Annotated in this window: 9 protein-coding genes; 1 reads left to right on the forward strand and 8 read right to left on the reverse strand. The window is 62.1% G+C overall.

Translation table 11 applies throughout. The annotated features are described in order from the left end of the window. Positions 1-14: 14 nt before the first annotated feature. The 5 genes from L981_RS04555 to L981_RS04575 are packed head-to-tail and all read right to left on the reverse strand — an operon-like array spanning position 15 to position 5,600. Complete coding sequence (locus L981_RS04555; RefSeq protein ID WP_043612132.1) at positions 15-1,220, reverse strand: ADP-ribosylglycohydrolase family protein; 1,206 nt, start codon at positions 1,218-1,220, stop codon at positions 15-17. Beyond that, positions 1,210-2,631, reverse strand: a complete 1,422-nt coding sequence (locus L981_RS04560) for an extracellular solute-binding protein (protein ID WP_156133961.1) — start codon at positions 2,629-2,631, stop codon at positions 1,210-1,212. The genes L981_RS04555 and L981_RS04560 overlap by 11 nt, the downstream gene beginning before the upstream one ends. Before the next feature lie 49 nt (positions 2,632-2,680). Next, positions 2,681-3,583, reverse strand: a complete 903-nt coding sequence (locus L981_RS04565; protein ID WP_043612198.1) for a carbohydrate ABC transporter permease — start codon at positions 3,581-3,583, stop codon at positions 2,681-2,683. Beyond that, positions 3,583-4,512, reverse strand: a complete 930-nt coding sequence (locus L981_RS04570; RefSeq protein ID WP_052201595.1) for a sugar ABC transporter permease — start codon at positions 4,510-4,512, stop codon at positions 3,583-3,585. Before L981_RS04570 ends, L981_RS04565 begins: the two co-directional genes overlap by 1 nt. Positions 4,513-4,550: 38 nt before the next feature. Next, complete coding sequence (locus L981_RS04575; RefSeq protein ID WP_043612134.1) at positions 4,551-5,600, reverse strand: LacI family DNA-binding transcriptional regulator; 1,050 nt, start codon at positions 5,598-5,600, stop codon at positions 4,551-4,553. Positions 5,601-5,785: 185 nt separating this feature from the next. Between L981_RS04575 and L981_RS04580 the strand changes: the two genes are divergently transcribed. Further along, positions 5,786-6,532 carry a GNAT family N-acetyltransferase gene (locus tag L981_RS04580; protein WP_245281570.1) on the forward strand — a complete coding sequence of 249 codons (747 nt, stop codon included), beginning with the start codon at positions 5,786-5,788 and terminating at the stop codon, positions 6,530-6,532. A 92-nt stretch (positions 6,533-6,624) separates the two neighbouring features. Here L981_RS04580 and L981_RS04585 read toward each other — a convergent pair whose 3' ends face one another. From L981_RS04585 to L981_RS04595, 3 genes are all read right to left on the reverse strand, one after another. Continuing rightward, on the reverse strand, positions 6,625-7,842 hold the full coding sequence (locus L981_RS04585; RefSeq protein WP_043612136.1) for an ABC transporter substrate-binding protein: 1,218 nt from the start codon (positions 7,840-7,842) through the stop codon (positions 6,625-6,627). A 10-nt stretch (positions 7,843-7,852) separates the two neighbouring features. Next, positions 7,853-8,218: a hypothetical protein gene (locus L981_RS04590; protein WP_043612139.1), complete on the reverse strand. Its 366-nt coding sequence runs from the start codon at positions 8,216-8,218 to the stop codon at positions 7,853-7,855. A gap of 72 nt (positions 8,219-8,290) precedes the next feature. Then, positions 8,291-10,767, reverse strand: a 2,477-nt coding sequence (locus tag L981_RS04595) for a VCBS domain-containing protein (protein ID WP_043612143.1), incomplete at its 5' end; no start/stop codon positions are given.

Here is a 10,767-nt window from a genome sequence, read left to right on the forward strand (position 1 = left end):
GATACTTTCGAATTCTAGAGACTGGAAACCTGGGTGAACTCGGGGGCGGCAAAGAGGCCCGCGCGCGCCGTGGCCCGCGCCGTTTCGCGTTTGTGGTCGGCGGCCTGGATTGCGGTCACCGTTGCGGTAAAGGCATCGGCCGATCGGTAGAGATCGAGCTTGTTGACGCGGTCGAGCTGGGAGACCATCGCCCGGTCGATAATGCTTTCGCCGTACATGGCGCCGAGGATCGCGCCGGCCATGACGCCGATCGAGTCCGTGTCGCGGCCAGAGTTGATGCCGTCGATGATCGACTTGTAGAAATCACCGTCATTGACGACGGCAAAGCCGAGTGCCAGCGGCAGTTCCTCGATCGCGTGCAGACGCGACGGCTGGTAGGCGTCGGTGGCAATACCGGCCTTCTGTGGCGTGTGCTGCACGTCGTCGCCCATCGGCGAATAGCGCGCGATGATGCGGTGGAATTCGGCGACGACAGTCGCGTGATCAGCACCCTTCAATGAGCGCGCAGCCTCGACGATGTCGGCGATCGCGTCACGCGTTCCGTCCTTGGCCACGGCCAGCGTTTCTTCGATGACCGCATCGAGCGTGGTGCCCGGCACGAATGCGGCGGCGACGGCGGCGGCGAGCACGCCGGCAGCCTCCAGGCCGAAGCTCTGCTGGTGGCCCGAGGCAAAGGCGATTGCCTCGTCATAGGCCGCCTTCGGATCACAGGCATTGGCGACGCCGATCGGCGCGATGTACATCGCGGCACCACAGTTCACCATGTTGCCGACGCCGCCCTGGCGCGGATCGCAGCCCGAAAGCTGATGGCGCTGGAAGATCCACTTCTCCGGATAGAACAGACGCTCGATCAGCATCGTTTCGCGCTGCAGTTCCGGCACCCAGCGCGGCGTCCAGGCGATCTCGCGCACCATGCCCGACGCCATGTCCCAGGCATCGAGGTGGCGCTTGACGTCGTCGTAGATCGACATCACGCAAAGGGTCATCAGCGTATCGTCGGTGACGATGCCGCCGCCACGCACACGCCCGTTACGGGCCGCCTCGCTCTGCTTCATGCGGTGCCACTCTGTATCGAGTGACGCCACCCGGCCATAGCGCTCGCGGATTTCCGCGGCGGAGAGTTTTTCAACCGGCGCCCCGATGGCGTCGCCGTAGGCGACGCCAAAGAGAAGCGCCCGAACCCGTCCCTTGAGGGAGAGCCCTTGAGCATCATTTGTCATTGAGAACCGTCCTTGCATATTCGGTCATTTTCTCGCCGCCGGCGGCGTTCCACTCGGAAACGAACTGGTCCCACTGGTCCATCTTGGCTTCGCCGGAGACGAACTTGTAAACCCAGGCCCGGTAAACGTTTTCCGTAGCGTCGATGTCGGTGGCGTATTCGGCAGGCCAGACGAACGCGTTGTCCGGCTTGAAGTCGGCTGAGATCGTCTTCAGCGATTGCTGCGCGGCTTCGCTGAGCCACTGAACCGGTGGCTGCCAGTTGGCGGCAACGAGGAAACGGGCATACCAGGTGGCGAGCTTGTCGGTCGGCTTGATGGTTTCGCCGTCCTTTGTGTACTGCTCACCCTCGAAGCCGAGCCGTTCGATCGCCTGGCCCTCGGGGCTGGCGATGAAGTCGAGCAGCTTGACCACCTCTTCCTTGTGTTCGGAGGTCGTCGCGATCGCGAGACCGCGCGCTTCCTTGGAGACGTCGAGCGCCATCAGGCCCTGGCCGCCAGGACCCTTCGGTGGCGAAAGCAGGCTCAGGTTCACACCGGGATGGGCCTGGCGCATCTTGCCGCCATAGATGTCGATGACTTCTGCGGAAGAACCGAAGATCACGCCGGCACGGCCGGAGTAGAACTTGTCTTCCTTCACGTCCCACTTGGTGGTGATGAATTCCGGATCGTAGAGGCCCTGCTCACGCAGCGACGCGTAGAAGCCGATCTTTGCCTTTTCCGCAGCCGAAACGCGGGCATGGATCCACTCGCCGGCCTCGTTCTTCATCCAGGTGCCGGTCACGCCGAAGGCCTGGTTGAAGATGGCATCGAGTTCCTGGGTATTGTCGGCGGTGGTCACGCCGTAGCTGTCGGCCTTGCCGTTGCCGTCGAAGTCACCGTCCTTGATCGCCTTGAACAGCGAGACGTAGTCGTCGGTCGTCTTCGGCGCCGCAACGCCAGACTTTTCCAGCCAATCGGTGCGGATCACCGGCTGTGGCATGCGCGGCGGGTAGACATAGAGCAGATAGGGGTAGTTCTTCAGTCTCTCGACATTGTGCGGGAAGAGCGTATCCTTCAGATAGGTCGTCTTCGGCAGCCAGTTGTTCCAGTCCTCCAGCACGCCCTGCTCGGCCATCTTGGTGTCGCCACCCTGGAAATAGATGAGGTCGGGGATATCGCCGGACAAAAGCATGGCGCTGAGCTTGTCGGCATAGCCCGAAGACGGCAGGTCGATAACCTGGATATGGATGTCCGTGCCCTTGGCCTTCAGCGCCTCCTCATAGGCCTTCATCAGCTTGACGTCGTTCGGATTGCTCGTCGTCAGGTCTTTAGAGACGACCCGGATCGTCACCGGATCGGCGAAGGCGGGCATCGCAACGCTCGCCATCAATGCCATGGCGGTGGTTGCGCCAAGGATCAGTTTTCCAAGCATTTTTGTTCCTCCCAATATGCTTTGGCTTTTATCTCTGGGTTCTGCATCATCAGCCCTTCAGCGCACCGCTCATGGTGCCCTTGGTGAAGAACTTCAGAATGAGTGGGTAGATCGCGAGGATCGGCGCGATGGTCAGCAGGATCATGCCGGCCTTCAGCGCGCGAATATTGATCTGGCTCGCACCGGTGTAGTTGTTGCTGTCGACGACCCCGACCATGGCGAGCTTGTCGCCCTCGACCACGAACTGGCGCAGCACCACCTGCAGCGGCCACTTCGACTGGTCGTTGAGGTAGATCATCGCCCGGAAGAACTCGTTCCAATGGAAGACGAAGTAGAAGAGCGCGATGGTCGCAAGCGCCGACTTGGCGAGCGGCAGCGCCACGTACCAGAAGATCTGGAAGGGATTGGCGCCATCGAGTTCGGACGCCTCGATCAGTTCCTTCGGCACTTCCTCGAAGAAGCGTACAAGAATGATCAGGTACCAGGCGTTGACGACCTTGAAGAGGATCAGCGACCAGTAGCTGTCGAGCAGACCGAGGCGCTTGTTGATGAAGTAGTCCGGGATGATGCCGGGCTCAAAGACGATCGTGACGAGCACGAAGACGAAGATGACGCGCCGGCCGGGCAGACCGGGACGCGAAAGCGCCCAGGCCATCAGCGCCGTCAGCACGACACCAAGAAAGGTGCTGACCAGCGTGACGAAGATCGAGTTGAAGAGACCACGCTGGACCGCGGAGTTGTTGATCAGCAGGTTCCAGACTTCGGTCGAGAAACCATTCGGGACGACCGTCAAGCCGCTCATGCCGGCAACCTTGCCCGGATCCGAAAAGGAGATGGCGAGCAGGTTCAAGAGCGGCTGGACCGTCAGGACGACAAGGAACATGAGCGTCGAGACGATGATCGCATATTCGAGCCGCTCGAGCGGCGTTCTGCGGACGTTGTGGGCGGCCATCACCATACCCCCTTGCCAGTAAGACGTTTCGAGAGAAGGTGGGCGGTGACGATCATCAGCATGCCGAGCAGGGCCTTGAAGAGACCCGCGGCCGTTGCCAGCGAGTATTCGCCGGTCTGCAGGCCGATGCGGTAGACATAGGTGTCGATGATATCGATCTTGGCGCGCACCACGTCGTTGGAGAAGTTGATCACCTGATTGAGGTCGGCGTTCAGGAACATGCCGGCATTCAGGATGAAGAGTGTCGCAATGGTCGGCACGATGCCCGGAATGGTGACGTAGCGGATCTTCTGCCAGCGGTTGGCACCGTCGATCTCGGCCGCGTCATAGAGTTCCTGGTCGATGGCGATGATGGCGGCGAGATAAAGCAGGCTGTCCCAGCCGGCGGAGCGCCAGATCTCCGAGAAGACCAGGACCCAGCGGATCGAACCGGTATCGGTCATGAAGGAGACGGGCTGCAGGCCGAAGAAACCAATGACATCGTTGACCGCACCGTCGCTTGGCGAGAGCACGGCAATGAACACGCCGGCGATGACGACCCAGGACAGGAAGTGCGGCAGGTAGATCGCCGACTGGATGAACTTGCGAAAAGCGCCGCCCCGGATCTCGTTGAGCAAAAGCGCAACGATGATCGGGATCGGGAAGAAGAAGACGATCTTCATCGTCGAGATGATCAGCGTGTTCGCCAGCACCTGCCAGAAGATCGGCGAGGAGAACAGCGTCTGGAAATGCTTGATCCCGACCCAGATGTTCGGTGGGATGATGCGCAGCTGCTCGAAGGCGATCTTGGCTTCCCAGATCGGGAAATAGTGGAAGATCACGAAGAAGATCAGGCCCGGCGCCATCATCAGGTAATAGGGCCACCATTGCCGCACGCTTTTCGTGAAGCTTTGCCGGTGGACTTTGGGAACGTTCCCAATTTGTGGCATGGCTGCATCCGCTACAAGATCGTTGCTTACGGTCATTGTTACCTCCCTGCCGCCGCGCGCACGGGTGCCAAGGCCGAGACATCGGCAAGCGAACCGCGCTCGACCAGCCGGCACGGCAGAAAAATCCGGCCGTGCTCCGGGCGACCGGCAATCTGATCGAGCAGGCATTCGACCGCGCGAATGCCGATCTGCCGACCAGGCTTTTCGATCGTCGTCAGCCCCGGCCAGGAGAAGGCTCCCGCCGGAATGCCATCGAAGCCGAGAATGGAAATATCCTCCGGGCACCGAAGCCCCGCCTCGCGAACGGCGATCATGGCGCCGAGCGCCATCAGATCGTTGGCGACGAAAACGGCGCGACTGCCTCTCCACGGCCCGGCCAGCAGGCGCCCCATGGCCTTTCGGCCGCCCTCGACCGTGTAGTCGGATTCTTCGACCAGCAGGATTTCGGGATCCATGTCGCGCGCCACGCAATGCTCATGTACGGCGCGCAGAAACCGCGCGCGTGCAAGACGCGACCGCGGACCGAGCATCAGAGCCGGCGCCGGGTGTCCACGCTCGACGAGGATATCCATGCCGAGACGGACCGCCTGGGCAATGTCCGAACCGACGCTCAAGGTGTCGGGGAAACGCTCGGCGCTCGACCCGATGAAGACGAAGGGCAAGCCGAAGCGATCGAGATCATCGAAATTGTCGGCGACCGGGTTGATGATCGCACCATCGACGCGGGCGCGGCGCAGGGCGCGCAGATGCGTCGCTTCCTTGCCGGCGTCCCAGTCCGACGAGAAGACGAGGAGCGAAATGTCGTCCTTGGCGGCGCGATCCTGGGCGCCGCGGGCGACTTCGGCCCAGAAGGGGTTGGTGATATCGGGAATGACCAGGCCGAGCAGGCCACTGCGCCCCGAGCGCATGCCGACGGCCAGATGATTGCGCTCGTAGCCGGTGGCCGCAACGGCCTTCAGCACCCGATCGCGGGCCTCATCGGAAATGCTGGCAGAACCGGCCAGAACCCGCGCAACCGTGCTCTTCGAGACCCCCGCCCGCTCCGCGACGTCGATAATGGTAGCCCGCTGCCGGGGTCCGTTCTTCATGTTTCCTCCCGGGCCCGAAGCCATCATCAAATGTGACAGGCCTCAAGCTCGTGGGAACGTTACCATGAGATTTTGGACTTTGGCAAGACATGAAATACCCCGCCTGGACCGAAGGCCCGCGTCGCCGATCGGCGCATCCATCCTGCAGGGCTCTCTGGAACAGGCTCGACGGATGCGGGAAACTATTGAACAATCGCCTCATGATTCCAGCAAGCCATTGGCTGAAAACAGACTTCCACACATTGTTTCGAACACGCCTCGACGGGCGGATCGTGTGCGAGAACGATCCGGATCAGACGCCGGGCCCGCGCTTCTGGCTCGCCGGGTGCGCGGAGACAAACCTGTGCGCAACTAGCGCGGACCTGCCAGACGGTCTGGTCGCGGAACTCGAAGGGCTCGCCGCATCCGAACCGCCCTTCGTCTATCCCAACACGCCGGTGCACCTTGAGCGCTATCTGTCGCTGCTTGGTGGCGATGGGCCTGCCGAACATGATTTCGGCCTTGTCTTCGAGCTGCCGCACGACACCCCTTATCGAGGCGACGCACGGCTCGTTGGCAGCGACTCCGAAGAAGGCGCCGGGATGATGCGAAGCTGGGCGACGGACCGGATTCCCAAGGCCTGGTTCGACCTTGGCTTCCGCGAGGTGGCCGACTTCTGGACGCCCTGGTGCGCTGCCATCGTCGACGGCGAGGTCGCCTCGCTGGCATTTGCGGCACGGCTCGCCGATACCGGGGCCGAACTCGGACTTGTGACCGCCAAGGCGTTTCGGGGACGGGGTTTCGGCGCCGCTGCGACGGCCGGCTGGTCACAGCTGCCGACACTTCGCTCCCGCACCCTGTTTTACAGCACCGATCGAGACAACGTCTCATCGCAACGCGTCGCCGCCCGCCTCGGCCTGCGGCTACGCGGCGCCAGCTTGCGGATATCCTGAAGCTTAAGGCTACGCTCCCGCCTGCCTCTTACCCCAGGACGCCACGCCAACCACGACCGTCGCCGCATTCGTTTTTCAGTGAGCAAGACCCGTCAGAACGAGCGGGGTGCAGGATCCAGAAGCTTCACGCTGCCGGCGGTCACCTGATAAATCGCGCAGGTTCGCTGCACTGAGCCGTCGCGTGTGAACCGGAACGTGGCGGCCGCACCGACAAAGCCGTTCGGCGCGCGGATACTTTCCTGGTTGATGGCACCCTCCCCCTGGGACCGCACGAGACCGGCTGCAAGGGCGATGACGTCGAACCCATAGGCCGCGTCCGCACTTGCCGCGCGCTCGTAGCGATCGAGGAAGCGCGACGTCATCCGGGAGCCGTTCTCCGGGCCGAACAGACAAAGGTGGCTCCCGGCAAATTCGGGTAGCTTGTAGGCGGCATTCGTCCAACCGGAAGTTCCGACGACCATCGCGTTCGGCTTCAGATAGCCGTTGGCCTTGAGCTGCGACAGCGCAGCGACTTCGCCGCCTTCCGACCCGAGCAGGAGAACAGCATCGATGTCCTTGAGTTTCGCCTTGGCGGCGGCGTCATTCGAAAATGTGGTCGTACCGGTTGCGGCGACGAGCGTCGGCTTGATGCCATAGCCCGCCAGGCCGCGGTCCAGCCTTTGCCGCTCGGCGGCCGAGACATCGCCGGGCAAGAGCACCACCAGCCGCTTGCGGCCGGAGGCGAAAGCATAGGACGCGCCCTCGACAGCACTGTCGATGCGGTCGGAAACGAAGGCGAAGGTGTCCGCCGGCCGCTCGGCGCCGTTGCCGCGCAACGCCAGCAACGGCGCGCGCGAAGCGCCAAGCCCCTGGCGGACGGTGCCGACAGGCACGTCCGCAACCGTTAGCGCAATCAACGCGGCATTCTGGCCGGCGAGACGCCTGGCGGCGTCCTGGACTTGCTGCGGCGAGCCGTCGGTATTTTCGACCAGCAGCGAAAGTTGACCACCGCCCACCTCGTCCACCGCGAGCGACGCACCGTCGCGAATGTCGCGTTCGCGCACCGTTTCGCCCGACGGCGCCATCAGTGCCGTGATGAGCCCGATGCGTGTTGCGCCGCTTCCGAAGCTCTCCTGCGGCTTCACCGCATGCTCGGCCGCGCGCCGCGCGTGCCTTGCCTGTGGCGATTCGACGTCGAGCACTTCAGGAGCGGTGGGAGCTCCCTGGCAGCCGGAAAGGACGCCAAGCACCAGCACGCCGAGTGCCAGCCATTGCCGGCACGACGACACGCGCCGTGCCGGGGAAACCACAACGTGGGGCATGTCGATCATACCGGCTGTCTCAATTCATGAAGTGCCGCATTTTGGCGTAGAAGCAATCGCACTTGGCAATGTAGTCCTCGTCGCGCCAGCTGGATTGCAGGTAACCGTAGGCCTTGCCGCAGGCGACCTTGGTTTCCGACGCCCAGACGAAGGCCGGTCGCGTCGAGGCGATCCAGCGCGGATCGTCAGCAACAGCGATCGCCTCGTCCATGCGCGACACGACCTCCCTGGTCAGCGTCGCCACGTCCTGATCGACCGTCAGCGCGGACTGGCTGATCTCGGTGCACTGCCGGGCCACCGGCGCATAGTCGCCGATAAGGTCCGCCGCGAAACTGGATACGGGCAACAGTGCGAGCATTATCCCCGCCAGCATGCTTCTGCTCATGAAAGCTCCCCCTGAATGTGCGGTTCCCGGATGATTGCCGAGAACCGCTGAACTGTCGAGATCGACCTTGCGTTAGTGGACGTCTTGAGACGTTTTCGTCCCGTTATCGTTGAACAGGACCTTCACCACGTCCGTCGAGACATTGAAGTTCTCCAGCACGGCAACCGTATGCCAGCCGTCGCTGCCGCCATTGCCGTCGGTATCCACCTGCAGGTTGGCGTTCTTTCCGTCCTGAACCACCTGGGCATAGTCGCCATCCAGCTGTGTGTTTGCCGGAAGATTGCCGAGCAACGCGGACAGATCGACGAAATCGTCCTTGCTGTCGTAGTCTGTGATGACGTCGGCGATGTCGAGTTGAAGGTCTCCAGCATCGAGCACGAAGGTATCGTCGCCCGAACCGCCCGTCAGCCTGTCGACGCCCACGCCACCATAGAGGATATCGTCACCCGAACCGCCAATCAGCGTATCGTTGCCGGCATCGCCATAAAGCGTGTCATTCCCGCCATTGCCCGAAAGCGTGTCGTTCCCCGCGCCGCCGGCCAGAATGTCGCCATAGGCGCTTCCGTAGAGCCTGTCGTTGAAGTCCGAGCCGATGACACCTTCCATGTTGCGGTAGTCTTCTTCGCCCAGACCGACACTGGACAGATCTGCGTCGGTCTCTCCACTGCTTTGCACCAGGGTAAACGTGACGGGTCCCGTCGCGTCGGAGAAATTGAGCAGGTCGGTGCCTGCACCGCCATCGATGTCGTCGTCGCCGGGGCTTGCATAGATGATGTCGTTGCCTGCCAGGCCATAAAGCTTGTCATCGCCGGCACCGCCATGGATGACATCGTTGCCCGCGCTCCCCGTGATGCTGCCAGAGCCATCCGACACAAAGGTGAGCGTTGAGGAGTTCGACAGATCCCCATCCTTGTCTTGCCCGGTAATTCCAAAGGTGAGTGTCAAATCCGACTTGGTGGCCGACTCGACGTAGCTGAACACCGGCTTGAAGGCGAGATCGATGTCACCCTTGCCGACGAGCTCGATATAGTCGAACTTGCCAAGCACGCTTGAGGTTATCGTTATACTTTCCTGGCCCTTGGCCACGGTTATGGGATCGGGAAGGGTAATCAGCGCACCGTTGCCGTCCCTGACCTTGATCTCAATGGTTCCGGCGCTCTGAACCTTTCCGAGCTGAAGTGTAAACGATGTGACGTCGGCTTCCAGAGTGATGCTGAATTTCTCGTTGGCCGTGAATGAGGTGTTGCCGATGCCAAACTCGTTTCCGTCTTTGACGGAATAGGCATTGAACTTCGGATCGGAGCCTCCGGACCTTGCGAGTGCCTCGAATTCCGCAAAGCCGAAGTCATATTCTTCCTGCGGTTTATTGGAAATCTCGCTGTTGCCGTCGACGGTCTTTTCCTCCCCGGGGCGATCCTTCAATTGCTCCAGCTGATAGGTGCCGTCGGGATTGGTCGTCAGGCGGAAGATGCTGGCGCCAAGGCTGTCCTTGACCAGCACCTGTCCGGTGCCCGTTCCTGTCGTGGTCCAGCCGGCCGGCAGCCCACCGACGCTGTCGATCTTGTAGATTTTGATGCCGTCGGCGCCTGGCGTCGCATTGATGACGCCTTCCAGCGCGCCGGTACCGTTGCCCATGTAGGCACTGCTGATGGATTGGATGGTCGGGACATCGTCGACGATCCGGATGTTGAGCGTGGCATTGCTCGTCGAGCCATCTTCATCGGTCACCGCGACGACGAAGTTATCGAAGACCCCGCTGTCGGCTCCAGCCGCAGTATGTCCCAAGCTGTTGTCCTGTAGCAGATAGCTATAGGTGAAGGTTGCGCCCGTCACCGTGCCATTGACCGTCGTCGGCGTGTAGCCGGTGATCGTCAGAAGTCCGAGTGCCGTGTCTACCGTAGAGCCCACGGCGTAGGCGCCCCCCGTCACGACCGCAGTTCCATTTATCTTCAGGCCGGCGAGCCCGTCGGGCGTCGTCACGGAGAAGCTGCCGGTCTGCGTGAGTGCAGCCACATTCGGCGAAGAGCCATCCGAGAGATTTTTCTCGTAAACCGTCTCTTCGGCGCTGGACGACAGCCCGTTGACGCTGACGCCATCATCAGTGCCAGTGATCGTGATCGTTACCGTCTGTATCGCCGTGCCACCATGGCCGTCAGCGATCGTCACATCGTACTTCTGCGTCAGCGTCTCGCCGGCATTCAGCGAGTCCAGCACGCTGTCAGCGACATTGAAACTCCAGCCGACCGAGTCGTTCGACTGGTTCAGCGAGCCGAGCGAGAAAGTGCCTAGATAGCCGTTGCCCTGCGCCGTGAAGCTGGCGTTGTGCGTGTCCAGCGTATCGACATCGGCAAAAGTTACCGCGCCGCCCAGCGTGTGCGTGGCCGTATTCTCGCCTGTCGCCCCGTCGGCGATCTCGGTCACCGCACCGCCTTGTGCGACCGAGGTGATTACCGGAGCGTCGTTGGTGCCGGTGATCGTGATCGTCACGGTCTGGGTCGCCTTGCCGCCCTTGCCGTCGTCGACGGTGACGTCATAGGTCTGCGTCAGCG

This window comes from Ensifer sp. ZNC0028 (assembly GCF_000799055.1).
Taxonomy (GTDB): domain Bacteria; phylum Pseudomonadota; class Alphaproteobacteria; order Rhizobiales; family Rhizobiaceae; genus Ensifer.